Raw genomic sequence first — 13,276 nt, 5'->3', positions numbered from 1 at the left:
TTTTGAGTTTAAGATAGTTTACTAATAAAAATTAAGGTAGTAGTAATTAAGTTCATCATCATATGAATAGATACAGAATACCAAAAACCTTTATTATGCATGAAATAGCATGTTAGCAAACTAAGAGTAAATAACGTTAAAAATGCACTTAGGCTAAAATGCATGAATGCAAAAATTAAACTTGTTATTATAGCAGAAAGTATTGGATGAATAAACTTATTTAAGAATTTCTCAAAGAGAAGGTATCTAAAAACAAATTCTTCTAAAATAGGAGCAAAAATAACTGTAGATGGAACGGAAATCAAAAATTTAAGAAGTGTATAATCTGATAATATTTGTACTACATCTTGTTGTTCAGTGGTTACTCCCATAAATTTTAAAATTATATCCCAAATTAAAGCAGCTACGATTGAAATAGCATAACTGAAAAGTGCATATTTAAAAGCTAATATGAAATTAGTATTTCTAATACTAAAATTATATTTAAAATAATCTTTATCATGTTCATTTTTCATATACATAATCGCTAATACTACTGCAAAAAAAGGCAATGTGTTAGCGTGCATTGGAGGTAGTAATAGTACTATTATTGTATAAATGATAATTGCGCCAATGGATTTGAAAGAAAAAATAGAGAATTTTTTATAATCAAATACTAATTTATACATAAAAAATACAAATGGAAAAAATACACTAATATTATTATAAAAATATCAATAATTAACGGTAATAACAATAAAAACACCCCTTATGTAAATATTAATTGTGCTAAATTTTATGGAATAATAAAAAATATTGATTTGTTTTTAATTCTAGGGTTCCAAGTTAACTTTTAAAAGTATCCATTCCACAACTTGTATACCCTAAATAGTGAGACATGCTCCTAATTACTTAAAATCCAATACTACATTTTGCATAAAAATATTTTAAAGTTATTGAATAAATTTAAATGAGAGCTTGTTTCTCTATAAATATAAGAAAATTAAAATTAAATCTATAATATATTGTAGCATTAATATATTAACCTTAGAACAGATATTTTAATTCAATTTTTTCTAATTACAATATTTATTATAAAAAATAGTAATATTATGTAACAAAATATGGTCTATGTAAATAGTATATTATTAGAAAACAGAAGAATTAATTGATAAACAAATGAATGTAAAATTAACAAAATAAATATAAATTAGTGTCAAAAAAGGAAAAAAATCATAAGATGTAGTGTACAAAAGAAATAAAAAATATATCTAAAATAAAAGGAGGACAATATTTTATGGATATGAATGCTTTATTAAACTTGATTTCTAGTTTAAACAATGGAGAAAATACAGAAAATAATGCAGAAGGATATAGCTCAAGCTGTGGATGTGATAATGGTGGATCTAATAATAACTGTGGCGGAAACAATAACGGATGTGGCTGTGGTAATAGAAGAGGAAATGGTATTTGGATATGGGTATTCTTATTAATTATCTTCTGGTGCTTCTGTGGATGTGGCGGAAATGGATTCGGATGTGGTGGAGCTCAACCAATGCCTCAACCAATGCCTCAACCAATGCCAAACCCATGTTGTAACCCATGTTGCGATCCATGCGCATGTTGTGAACCATGTTCATGCTGCTGTGATCCATGCTGTTGCTGTAGTGGTAAAAAATCTAAAAAATCTAAAAAAGAATATGTTTGTTGCTATATTCCACAACAAATACTTCCACAACAACAAGTTTCTAATTATGGATACGGATTCGGCTGTGGAAATGGATGCTACGGCGGATTTGGTGGTATGTGGTTCTGGTGGATAATAATAATATTCTTCCTATTTTGTGGATGCGGATTTGGTGGAAGAAGATTCTGTTAAAATATAAAAATAGTTTAAAAGGAATTAGACAAAATTTAACAAGGAGGGATAAGTATGTTTGGATGTGGAAATAATTTCGGAAATTCTAATAGCTGTTGCAATCCATGCATTATATTATTGATAATATCAATATTTTATTATCAAGGATTGTTAAATACTAGAAACTGTAAAGACAACTCATCAAGAAATGCATTAGTATTATTATTCTTGTTCTGGTTGTGTTCAGGTTGTTGTGGCAATAACTCCAATAACAATATGAATAATAATGTTAGACCATATATGCCATACAGACCAGCTGCACAAAATATGTCATGTATTCCAGTTTGTTGTGTAGAAAGACAAAAACCTAAATGCAAACCTTGTTGTTGTTGCTGCTGTAGATAATTTAGCATCTGTAAATTCAGAGTAAAAGGGGTAGATACTATGAGATGCAATAATGGCATGGGGTTATTCTTACTATTATTAGTAATAGTAATACTAAACCAAGGAAATCTATTAAATACCAATTGTAGAGATGGAAGGTCAACAATGACCATAATTTTATTAGTATGGCTATGGATGTGTTTTTGCGGACGTTCAAGTAATAATGTAGCATATAGCCCATACAGAACAATTTGCTGTTGTTAATATTTTACAACTAAAGATAAAATATAAATTGCGTTAAAGCCATGGCCCAAGGTGGGGGGTTTTGCAGAAAGATAAGATTTTTAGCAGTCCATGTGAATACATGGATTGCTTTTTAAAGTAATAATACAGTTACAAATTATTACAAAAATATACATAAAACTTAGCCTAATATTAAATTTGAAATATATAGTATGGAGTTTCATTATAAATTTGAATTGAAGTGTTTGAGAAGTAAAGAGGTGATTGTATGGGTAAACATAAAAAAAGAAGAGGAGAAGAAAAATATTCAACTAATTATAACAATTATGAAGGTCCTATAAATCAACAGATGCACATGGGAGTTAACCCAAATATGGGAATGAACCCAAACATGGGGATGAATCCAAATATGGGCATGAATCCAAATATGGGAATGAATCCTAATGTAGGAATGAATCCAAATATGGGGATAGATCCTAATATAACACAGGCAAATAATGAACAGATAAGTGGTACAAATCCTCATATGAACCAATGGAATAATGTAAATAGTCAAGGATATAATATGAATTCTCAAGGAAATCCTCAACAATTTATGCCACCTAATCCATTTTCAAATTTCTTTGGAGGTGGACTAAATCAAGGAATAATGTCAATTTTGTCTGCTTTAACAGGGTTTGGCGGTGGAGGAGCACAACCACAAGGAGATTTTTTATCTAATTTAATATCTACATTTATTGGTGGAGGAGGAAATCAAGGAGGATCAAACTTTAATAATAATGATAATTCCAATCAACCTAATATTCAAAATATGATGCCACCGGGATTTAACTTTAACGAAATTGTTAAAATGGTTAATAGTTTTATGAATCAAAACGAACCTCAAACAGATCAAAACAACCAAAATAAACAAAAGAATTCAAATAATCAAAGTAATAATAGTTCTATGAGAAAAGAACAAAATAATATGCAATCAGAATTTGAAAGTATGTTTAATAATATATCAGAGAATGATGTAGCTGCATTTCAAGGGATAATATCAAACTTTTTTGGTATGGCTAGAGATACTATAAATGAAACTATGCCAAATATAGAGGAGTTTTTTCAGGATGCTGATATAAATGAAGTATTGAATACTTTAAATAATAATGATATAAAAGATGTTGATTTAGATGGTTTAGATTTAGAGTTAAATAATTTAAGTTTAAATTCTCTTAATGAAAATTTAAATAGTAATGGTGAAATTATAGATGTGGAAGATGTAGTAGAAGTAGATGAAAAGGAGAAAAATTCAAAAACTAAATCACATATATCAAGAAAATTTAGTGAAGATGAACTTTATGATATAATAAAAATACTTATTCAATTAATAGAACCATATAAATTAGATTTATTACAAAAGTTTTTAAGAGAAAATAAAAAATAAAAGTGAATAAAAATTATAAGGATGGGTAATATATATAATGTAATAGGAGTTAAAATCTCCATTAACTAAAGATATTATATCTTTAGTTACCCCCCATCCCCCTTGGGACCTTGAATGGTCCCAATTTTTTTGTGTAAAATTAGTAACTTAAGTCTAAAGAAGTAATTTTGTAATCAAAAGAATCGTTTAATCTTGTTACTATAATATCAAATGTAAAATTTCTAATTTTTTTAGGGCTATTTGAATCAATTCCCTTAAAATTTAAAGTCCAACTAACATCTTTTGGTAGTCCCTTTTCATCATAAGTTATATCTTTAAAAAAGCAATCTTGAAAGATATAGTTTAAATTGTTATTGGCAACAGTATAAATATTGGTTATAGAACTATCATCTAATGTAGGGCTAAAGTAGTTAGGAATTTGTAAAGAATCATAAGGAAAACTTTGAATCAAGTTTATAAAATCGCATACAATGATATCACCTATATAATTTTTTTTATATAAATAGGGAAATTCTTTTAAAGAATTGTTTGATACAATATAACTATGCAAATCCATATACCCACTACTAAACTTACCACTTATAATTTTAGGAGTTTTATTATTTGAATTATCTATAAGACCTAAAATGTTATTTTCCTTTGAAAAGACATTTTCATAAGAACCATCTTTAAATATGAAAATGCTTTGAAGTGGATTTTCTCCAATTGAACACTGAGTGAATAATTCTTTAGTGTTGTTTCTAGAAACATCTGCTATAGTAATTCGCATAGGCCAATAAGTTTTATGCTCGCCTAAAGTAGAAAATTCTTTTGAAGGGTTTAGGCTTAGACTATTTTCTCCATTTAAATTAATTTGAATTAAATAATTTTTATCATCAGTTTTGATGTATAATGCATCTTTACTACCATTACCATCTAAGTCTTCATTAATAACTGAATTGTTTATAGTAGGAGAAAATGTGGGTAATGTAGTATCATTATTGTTTAAGGTTAGTAAGTATATAGAAAATATAGAAAACAATCCTATACATATAACACATAAGCATAGAATCTTATTTTTAAAGAGCCTTTTTAATCTCATAAAATGTCCTCCTAAATAAAAATAGATTTTACAGTCCTATTTATGAATTATATGAGTTTTAAAAAAATATATGCAAAAAAAACTGATAGCTTTAAGCTATCAGTTTATTTTGTTTCATTTTTTTCCTCTAACTGTGCTGAATTTTTACATTTACTACATAAACCGTAAAAGTAAACTTGGTTTAAAAGAACTTCATAATCTGTATAATCTTTTATATCATCATTTAAGTGTACAAAAGATATTCCATTGACATCATCAACTCTAGAGCATTTAATGCACTGTATATGAGGATGTGGACAAATAGATGCATCATATCTGAAGTTTCCTTCTCCTACATTTAACTCTTGAACAAGATTTACAGACACTAAAACTTTTAATGCTTTATAAACAGTTGCAAGACTCATAGTAGGATAATCTTCTTGCAGAGCTTTATAAATAGTTTCTGCAGAAGGATGCTCTGTAGTAGAACATAAATATTTATAAACAGCTATACGTTGAGGTGTAAGTTTTAATTTCTTTTCTTTGAAGATTTGAGTAAAATTTATCATAACTATCAACCTCGTTTTGTGATTAATACTATTATATAATAAAAATTATTAATTATCAATAAGTATTGAATAAAAATATTTCAAAATTAAAAGAAAATAATGTAAATTTTATTAATTTACTAATTATAAATATTTTTAAAGAATACAATGATAAAAATAAAAAATAAAGCTTGTATTTATATGTATAGTAAGTATTATTTGAATAAGTTTAATATATTATGCTTTTAAAATTGTAAAAAACAACAAATATAATAATATCATATATATGTAATATAAAAAATACTTTTTGTAAACTAAATAATAATTAGAAAAGTTACAAAATTGAAAAACTAATAATATTACTGTAATTTAAAAATAAAATTTTTAAAATTAGCTTATAATATATTCATTTATTACAAAACTCTCATATATTAATAATATATGAGAGGAGGGGCATATACTGTGAAAAAGACCTATGTATTAGATACTAATGTTATATTATATTCATCTTCAGCTATATTGTCTTTTGGAAAAAGTAATGTAGTAATACCGGAGGTAGTTCTTGAGGAATTAGACAACTTTAAAAAGGATAAAAGTGATTTAGGCGAAAATGCAAGACATGCAGGAAGAATGATAGACGCCTTAAGAAAAAAAGGTTCTTTAATAGAAGGGGTTGAATTGCCTAATGGTGGAAAAATAAGAGTGGAGATGAACCATCATGAAACAGAAATACCACCTTCATGGAACAAATCAAAAGCAGATAATAGAATAATACAAGTATGCAAAGGGTTAAAAGAAAGCGGAGAAGAAGTTATATTAATAACTAAAGACATATTTGAAAGAATAAAAGCAGATACAGTAAATATAAAAAGTGAAGATTTTTATGATACAGAGGTATCAGAAGACAAACAATATACAGGAAGAATTGAACTTTATATACCATCAAGTAAAATAGAAGAATTTTATAAAAATAGAGTTATGCCTAAAGATGATTTCCTAGCATATGATGAAGAAAAAGAAGATTATTATAAGCCAGAGTTATATATTAATCAATTTATATTAATGCATGCAATGGAAAATTCAAGGCAAACTGCATTAGGACGATTTGATGGAAAAAATATAGTTCCACTTTATTATAAAGATGTAAAGCCAATGGGGTTAAGTCCAAGAAATATAGGACAAAAATTTATGATAGAAGCATTATGTACAGATAGTTCCAAAGCACCATTAGTAATAATAAAGGGTCCAGCTGGAACTGCAAAAACATTATTTTCTTTAGCTGTAGGTTTACAAAAAATTTTTGAGGAAAATAAAGGTGAGTATAGAAGAATATTAGTGTGCAGACCTAATGTAACAATGGATGAGGAAATAGGTTTTTTACCTGGAACAGAAGAAGAAAAAATAGCTCCATTCATGAGACCTATATTAGATAACTTAGAAATATTAGTTGATTCTGATGAAGTTGAAAGATATAAAAATGAAAAAGAACTTCAAGATAAAGTAAGAGAAATATTTGATCGTAGAATAATAGTAACAGAAGCAGTAGCTTATCTTAGAGGTAGATCTATAGTGAAAAATTGGGTTATTATAGATGAGGCTCAAAATTTATCACCTAAGCAGATTAAAGCTATAACAACAAGAATTGGTAGTGGTAGTAAATTGATTTTAGTAGGGGATCCAGACCAGATAGATCATCCTTTTATGAACTCTAGATCAAATGGGTTATGTTATGCATCAGAAAGAATGAAAGGTAGTGAACTTTGCTATCAAATAACTTTAAAATTTGATGAATGTGAGAGATCTCCATTAGCATTTGAAGCTGCTAAAAAGTTATAGTATAAAAAGTTCGATTACAAGATTTTTAAATTTTGTAATCGAATTTTAATTGATTTTTTTTATTTCTACGATATTATATTAGTGTTTTACAATATTATTAAACATTGACTATATAATATTTTAAAAGGAAGATTATAATGGAAAAAAACAAAAACAAGAACAAAAACAAGAACAAAAACAACAACAAGTCTAAAAAGTCTAGAAAAGTTATAAAAAAGAAGAAAAAATTTAAGCGAGTAATTGGATTTTTAGTTTTTCAATTAATATTTACATGTTCAACAGCACCTTACATAGCGTATTATGGGCCATTTGAAAATGTTAGAAACACATTAGTTACCACAGCAATGACTACATTAAGTCACCAATGGATTGCCACCAAGTTTTTAAGTGAAGAAAAAATAAATGAAATTTTGAAGGACCAGGCAATTACAACTTTAGCTCAAAATAAAAATGATAGTAGTGTCAAAGTAGAAAATAAAAATGACCAGACTATATTATTAGAAGAGGTTCAAACAAGTAAGTATAAGGGATATTTACTAACAATAAAGGACCCAACTAGAGTTAAAGTAGGATTTAGCTCAAAACTTAGCACAGAAGGAACTACAGAAGGACAATTAACAAGTGAAATAGCAATGAATAATAATGCTATTGCAGCTGTCAATGGTGGTGGCTTTACAGATGAAGCTACAGGGTCACTTTGGACAGGCACTGGAGGAATTCCTACAGGTATAATTATGAGTGGTGGAAAGACACATTTTAATGATATAGAAGATAATAACTTACAAAGAGAAGTTGTAGCTATAACTCAAGAAGGTGTATTACTTGTTGGAAAATATAGTTTTAATGAGCTTTTACAAAAAAATGTAACAGAGGCTGTAAGTTTTGGACCAGCATTAATTGTAGATGGACAAAAGGCAATAAACTCTGGTGATGGAGGATGGGGAATTGCCCCTAGAACTGCTATTGCTCAGAAAAGAGATGGAACAATATTATTGTTAGTAATAGATGGAAGGCAGGCTAATAGTTTAGGAGCCACGCTAAAAGATGTACAAGACATACTATATGAATATGGGGCATGGAATGCAAGTAATTTAGATGGTGGATCATCATCAACAATGTTTTACAATGATGAAATTATAAACAGTCCATCAGATTCGTTAGGAGAAAGATCTGTTCCATCCGTTATATATGTAGAAAGATAGGACAAGGAGAAGTATATGAAAGCGATAAAAAAATTAACACTTTGGATAGTCATTTCTTTATTTGTTCAATTTTTGGGCTTTTATTATGTAGATAGTAAGTTTTTAAGCTCTGCTAGTAATGTAACTATAAAAAAATAGAAGATTTTGATGCAGATGAAAAAGAATATGAAGATGTTGATGTGAAAATATCTGATAATGCAAGTAAAATCCAATTTTCTCATAACTGTAAATATCTATCTTATATAGAAAAAAATCATTTATATGTACAGGAAATAAAGTCAGAAAAAATAAAAAAAGTACAGTTAGAAGATAATTCAGAAATTAGTTATTATAAATGGTTACCGGATAGAGATAGAATGCTAATTGTAGAAAAAAACTCTGGATATAATGGAATAAAACTAATGGTATCCTCTTATGATGTAAAAAAGGATGAGAAAATATTAATTAAAGATTTTAAGGTTTATGATGAAAATATACAAGTTAGCGATATAGAATTATCGACACTTACAGGACTTACATACATAAAAACTGTGGATAGTGATAATGTTAGTAGTATTTATAGAATTGATAGAATGGGAGAAGGCTCAAAGATTGAGACTGTGCCTAAATATATAAGCAACATGTCATTATTAAGAACAGAAGATATTTTATATTATGAAGGTGAAGTATATAACAAAATATATTCATCTCAAGATAATAAAGAAATAAATATAGACGGTGTGGATAAATTAACACTTCTAGGTACCGATAATGAAAAAAATATATATGTTGGTAGTTTGAAGAATGATTTAGTTGAAAGTATATATTATAAAACAATAGAAAGTAAACAAAATTTATCTGAAGAGATGGATGTAGAGAAGTTAGAAGATGAAAAAAATGAATTTGTTAATGATTATGAAAATGACTTTACACAAATAAAAATGACCAGCCCATCAAAAAGTGAAAATATATTTATAAATAGTGAAGGAAAAATTTATGTTCATGATAAAACAAGAAAAACTGTGACAAATGAAATAGATAAAAGTGTTACAACATATAATGGTGAGTTTTTATCATTTAGAAACGATGGGATAATGGTTAAAAATGGACAAAATATTTATGTAATAAAATATAAAAAATAATAATATATTTAATATTAGTTTATTTACAATAAGAGTAAGATGGTTAAATCTTACTCTTATTTTTAAATTCAATTGTAAGAACATAGTGAAAAGTACTTTGAATTATAGAATTTTTAAAAATGATATACCTACATAAATAGGTGGCTAATTTTTTTTAGGTGATTATTGAAATGATTAATTATAATATGATAACATAAGAATAATTAGCTAAATGTTCAATAAAGCTTGAAGGAAGGGGATGAAAATATGAAGGATGAATTATTGAGAATTGTACTAATGCTTCCAGCAATATTAGTAGCTATTACATTTCATGAATATGCTCACGCTAAAGTAGCAGTTATGTTAGGTGATGAAACTCCTAAATATCAAGGGAGATTAACTTTAAATCCATTTTCACATATAGATTTTTTAGGTTTTCTTATGATGATAATTATTGGTTTTGGATGGGCAAAACCTATACAAATAAATCCTAGTGCACTTAAGAATTATTATAAGGATGATTTAAAAATATCAATAGCAGGACCTTTGGCAAACCTACTTTGTTCTATAATTTTTATGTTGCTTTTAGTATTGGTAATTAAATTACCTATAAAAAATGAAGATTTACACTTAATATTAAATACTATAGTATATAGAGTTTCATATTATAATTGTTTATGGATGTTTTTAAATTTAATACCTATACCAGGATTTGATGGGTTTCATATAATAAGGGATTTATTTCCTAAACAATTTTTAAAGATTCCTAATCAATTTTATAGATATCAAAATATAATTTTTATATTATTAATAATACCTATATTTGGAGGTAAATCTATATTTAGTTTTATAGTAGGTTATCCTACAGAAATAGTTATGGAAGCAATAAGTAAATTAGCGTTCTCTATTTTATAGATAAAAGGATCGATTGCATAAATATTGTTATTGATCCTTTTTTATAAAATAATATAAGTGAAAAATGACATTAAGATAAAAAATAAGGAGAGATAAAATGAAAATAGCAGTAATAGGAAGTGCCAATGCAGATTTAGTAACTAAAACTAACAAATTACCTAAACCAGGAGAAACGTTAATAGGAGAGGGTTTTTTTATAGGTGAAGGAGGAAAGGGTTTAAATCAAGCAGTTGCTGCATCACGAATAGGTGGAGATGTAAATTTTTTTGGAGCTATAGGAAAAGATACTCATGGAGAATTTTTATTAGAATCTATGAAAAAGAATAACTTAAAGGTAAAGAATATTAAAATTTGTGAACAAATTAAAACTGGAATAGCTAATATTATGTTATGTGATGGAGAAAATTCAATAGTTATAGTTGCAGGTGCTAATAGTAAGTGTAATATAGAATATATAAATTCCATTAAAGAAAAAATATTAGAATGTGATATTATAGTACTTCAATTAGAAATACCTTTAGATACAGTAGAATTTATTATAAATCTTGCATATAAAAATAATAAAAAAATAATTTTAAATCCAGCACCAGCAATTAAACTTTCAAAAGAAATTGTAGACAAAGTAAGTTACATAATACCTAATGAGCATGAGTATAAAGTTGTATTAGATACAGAGAATGCTATGGAAAAAGAATTAAAAAAATATCCAAACAAACTTATAATAACTAATGGTGAAAATGGTGTTTGGTATTTTGACGGAAAAGAAGTAATAAATATACCTGCAAAGAAGGTTAAGGTTATAGATACAACAGGAGCAGGAGATACTTTTGTAGGAACTTTTGCAGGTGCTATAGCTAATGAACTTGCATTAAAAGAAGCTATAGAGTTTGGTGTTAAGTGTTCGGGAATCTCAGTAACTAAATTAGGTGCACAAGGTGGTATGCCTTATTTGAAAGATTTATAAAAATAAAATAATGGGATAAACTTTAAGGTTTGTAACATAAGTTACAAACAATAATTAAGTAAAATGGTATAATAAAAGTAAATTTAATAAAACTAATAATAAGTTAAAAATATATTCTAAAGGAGTACTGTAAGATTATGAGTAGTCATTATGGTAATTTACAAAAAATAAGAGATGGAAAAAGAACATATGCTATTACTCCTCATATACCAGGTGGATTTTTAACTCCAAAAACTTTAATGAAAATTGCTATTGTTGCTGAAAAATATAATGGAGTTTTAAAAATAACATCAGGTCAAAGAATTATGATTACTAATTTGAAAGAAGATGACTTAAGTAGCATTTGGAACGAATTAGAAATGGAGCCAGCAGTTAAAAATCAATATTCAGTAAAAAATGTAGAAATGTGTCCTGCAGGATTCTGTAAAAGATCTAAGCATAATACTATAGGGTTAGGAATGAAAATTAGCAATGAATTCCACGGCGCTGATATGCCTAATAGAACTAAAATTGGAGTAGCAGGATGTAGAAATGCATGTGGTAGTGTGTATTCAAAAGATATTGGGGTGTTAACGGATTATAATGGGAAACTTATAGTTTCAGCAGGTGGATCCTCAGGATATCATCAAAGATTAGCTAATATAATAAAATCAGAGCTTTCAGAGAATGAAGCTTTCGAATTAGTTAAAGCCATATTAGATTATTATAAAGAAGAAGCTGAATTTGGTGAAAAGTTAGGATTTTTTATAGATAAAATAGGTGTTGAGAATTTTCGAAAAGCAGTTATAAATAAGGCAAATTTAGAATATACAAAAGAAAATAATATTATTTAAAATATAAAAACTCAGGATAAGTAGAAAAAAATTCACTACAGTATCCTGAGTCTTTTAGCGCTTTCCTTTTACTACAAGAACTATCACAAGAACTAGTACAGAAACAAGGGCAATTGTTCCTCCCGGCGCGCAATTCATAATATAAGAAAGAAATAATCCGGATATTATATCTATAAATCCAAAAATTATAGATAATATCATAGTTTTCTTAAAGCCACTATGATATTGAAGAGCAGTAGCTACAGGTAGTGCAATCATAGAAGAGATTACTAAGATACCCATAACTCTAATGGAAACAGAAATAGTAGCTCCTACTAATAAAGCAAATATATAATTTATTTTAGTAACATTTATATTATTTATCGATGCACCTTCTTCATCAAAAGTTATATAAATAAGTTTATTATAAAGCTTATATAAGGTTATTATAGAAATTATGCTTAATATAAGCATAGTGAATAAGTCTTGTTTAGTTACTGTCAATATGCTTCCAAAAAGAAAAGAATTTATATTTGTGTTAGTTTTTCCACTACTAGATAAGGAAATCCCAATTCCCACACTTAGAGTTAATATTATAACTAAAATTAAATCTGCCTGTTTTTTGTAATAATTTCGTAGAACTTCTATTAATATAGCACAGCAGCTTGTAAATATAAAAGCACATAGTATAGGGTTAAAACCAGTTACAAGACCAATAGCAACACCTGCAAATGAGCTGTGAGCAAGTGTGTCGCCCATCATAGAATAGCGTTTTAACACTAAAAAAACACCTACTAGAGGACAGAGTATAGATATAAATATAGCTGCAATAAATGCATTTTGCATGAATTCGTAATGAAACATTTTAATCCTCCAAAATAATAAAATTTATGTATAAATATTATACGTTGTAATATAAAGTTCAAACTAAGGTTAATTTGTTAATACT

15 protein-coding genes are annotated in these 13,276 nt (G+C 27.1%); 11 read left to right on the top strand and 4 right to left on the bottom strand.

Features of this window, described 5'->3' with window-relative positions; translation table 11 throughout:
• Positions 1-8 precede the first annotated feature (8 nt).
• Positions 9-515, bottom strand: a complete 507-nt coding sequence (locus CSGHG_RS20270) for a CPBP family intramembrane glutamic endopeptidase (protein WP_162130911.1) — start codon at positions 513-515, stop codon at positions 9-11.
• Positions 516-1,276: 761 nt separating this feature from the next.
• Here CSGHG_RS20270 and CSGHG_RS24150 point away from each other — a divergent pair.
• From CSGHG_RS24150 to CSGHG_RS08435, 4 genes are all read left to right on the top strand, one after another.
• Positions 1,277-1,858 carry a hypothetical protein gene (locus CSGHG_RS24150; RefSeq protein WP_010294142.1) on the top strand — a complete coding sequence of 194 codons (582 nt, stop codon included), beginning with the start codon at positions 1,277-1,279 and terminating at the stop codon, positions 1,856-1,858.
• A gap of 54 nt (positions 1,859-1,912) precedes the next feature.
• Positions 1,913-2,242, top strand: coding sequence for a hypothetical protein (locus tag CSGHG_RS20260; RefSeq protein WP_010294141.1), 330 nt, complete (start codon positions 1,913-1,915; stop codon positions 2,240-2,242).
• Between the two features lie 39 nt (positions 2,243-2,281).
• Positions 2,282-2,485 (top strand): hypothetical protein, encoded by a 204-nt coding sequence (locus CSGHG_RS23155; protein WP_010294139.1) that lies wholly within the window; start codon positions 2,282-2,284, stop codon positions 2,483-2,485.
• Positions 2,486-2,732: 247 nt separating this feature from the next.
• Positions 2,733-3,890 carry a hypothetical protein gene (locus tag CSGHG_RS08435; protein WP_010294137.1) on the top strand — a complete coding sequence of 386 codons (1,158 nt, stop codon included), beginning with the start codon at positions 2,733-2,735 and terminating at the stop codon, positions 3,888-3,890.
• 139 nt (positions 3,891-4,029) lie between these two features.
• On the opposite strand, the gene CSGHG_RS08430 is transcribed toward CSGHG_RS08435, so the two are convergent.
• Positions 4,030-4,971, bottom strand: a complete 942-nt coding sequence (locus CSGHG_RS08430) for a hypothetical protein (protein ID WP_010294136.1) — start codon at positions 4,969-4,971, stop codon at positions 4,030-4,032.
• A gap of 104 nt (positions 4,972-5,075) precedes the next feature.
• A complete protein-coding gene (gene perR / locus CSGHG_RS08425) occupies positions 5,076-5,519 on the bottom strand; it encodes a transcriptional regulator PerR (RefSeq protein WP_010294135.1) in 444 nt (147 codons plus the stop codon).
• Between the two features lie 441 nt (positions 5,520-5,960).
• Here perR and CSGHG_RS08420 point away from each other — a divergent pair, with 441 nt between their 5' ends.
• The 7 genes from CSGHG_RS08420 (at position 5,961) to CSGHG_RS08390 (ending at position 12,348) form a co-directional block, all read left to right on the top strand.
• Entirely contained in the window at positions 5,961-7,334 is a 1,374-nt protein-coding gene (locus CSGHG_RS08420) for a PhoH family protein (RefSeq protein ID WP_010294134.1), read from the top strand.
• Between the two features lie 137 nt (positions 7,335-7,471).
• Entirely contained in the window at positions 7,472-8,536 is a 1,065-nt protein-coding gene (locus CSGHG_RS08415) for a phosphodiester glycosidase family protein (RefSeq protein WP_010294133.1), read from the top strand.
• A 15-nt stretch (positions 8,537-8,551) separates the two neighbouring features.
• Positions 8,552-8,674 carry a hypothetical protein gene (locus tag CSGHG_RS24630; protein WP_010294132.1) on the top strand — a complete coding sequence of 41 codons (123 nt, stop codon included), beginning with the start codon at positions 8,552-8,554 and terminating at the stop codon, positions 8,672-8,674.
• Positions 8,675-8,715: 41 nt separating this feature from the next.
• Positions 8,716-9,657, top strand: coding sequence for a hypothetical protein (locus tag CSGHG_RS08405; RefSeq protein WP_010294130.1), 942 nt, complete (start codon positions 8,716-8,718; stop codon positions 9,655-9,657).
• Between the two features lie 246 nt (positions 9,658-9,903).
• Positions 9,904-10,551 (top strand): site-2 protease family protein, encoded by a 648-nt coding sequence (locus CSGHG_RS08400; protein ID WP_010294128.1) that lies wholly within the window; start codon positions 9,904-9,906, stop codon positions 10,549-10,551.
• Between the two features lie 97 nt (positions 10,552-10,648).
• Positions 10,649-11,515, top strand: coding sequence for a ribokinase (gene rbsK / locus CSGHG_RS08395; protein WP_010294127.1), 867 nt, complete (start codon positions 10,649-10,651; stop codon positions 11,513-11,515).
• 137 nt (positions 11,516-11,652) lie between these two features.
• Positions 11,653-12,348, top strand: coding sequence for a nitrite/sulfite reductase domain-containing protein (locus CSGHG_RS08390; RefSeq protein WP_010294126.1), 696 nt, complete (start codon positions 11,653-11,655; stop codon positions 12,346-12,348).
• Positions 12,349-12,402: 54 nt separating this feature from the next.
• Here CSGHG_RS08390 and CSGHG_RS08385 read toward each other — a convergent pair whose 3' ends face one another.
• A complete protein-coding gene (locus CSGHG_RS08385) occupies positions 12,403-13,191 on the bottom strand; it encodes a metal ABC transporter permease (RefSeq protein WP_010294124.1) in 789 nt (262 codons plus the stop codon).
• Between the last annotated feature and the right edge of the window lie 85 nt (positions 13,192-13,276).

Origin of the sequence: Clostridium senegalense JC122, assembly GCF_000285575.1 — a bacterium.
Lineage (GTDB): Bacteria > Bacillota > Clostridia > Clostridiales > Clostridiaceae > Clostridium_J > Clostridium_J senegalense.
The sequence above is the reverse complement of the archived record's forward strand: the minus strand, read 5'-3'. Positions and strand labels throughout refer to the sequence as shown.